Annotated in this window: 1 protein-coding gene; it reads left to right on the top strand. The window is 44.1% G+C overall.

The features are described 5' to 3' along the window. The coding region (locus OQJ75_RS22465; protein ID WP_266067297.1) for a transposase at positions 1 to 513 on the top strand (513 nt) is incomplete at both ends.

The following is a 513-nucleotide window of genomic DNA, read 5'->3' as shown; positions in this document are numbered from 1 at the left end:
TCTCAATCGATGGCACACAGTTTAGAACTCACGATAACCCAAGCTTAGCTGAGCACTATCAGTATGTTTACTACCGAAAAGACAGGCACACTGAGTACCCAATCGTTCGAATGTGCGCACTCACATCACTACGGAGTCGCCTTATTCATGATGTGGCTTTTGGGGAAAGTTCTAAAGGTGAAATCAGCTATGCAAAAGATTTAATTTCATCAGCAGTTCCGAATTCATTGACCATTTTTGATCGTTGCTACTTGAGCGCAGAGCTTATGCTTAACTGGCAACAAGAGCATGGAACAAGCCACTGGATGACGCCAATAAAGTCGAATGTGAAATATGAAATCATCGAGCAGCTCGATGATGATGGGCGAGATCTGATTGTGGATATGAAAGTATCTCCCCAGGCTAGAAAGCAAGACCCAAGTCTCCCAGAAACGTGGAAAGCTAGGCTAGCTCTATATCCCGATGACGTTGAACAACAACCCAATCATATACAAGGGCTGCTGACTTCTCTAA

Origin of the sequence: Vibrio sp. 14G-20 (assembly GCF_026241515.1) — a bacterium.
Classification (GTDB): domain Bacteria; phylum Pseudomonadota; class Gammaproteobacteria; order Enterobacterales; family Vibrionaceae; genus Vibrio.
The sequence above is the reverse complement of the archived record's forward strand: the minus strand, read 5'-3'. Positions and strand labels throughout refer to the sequence as shown.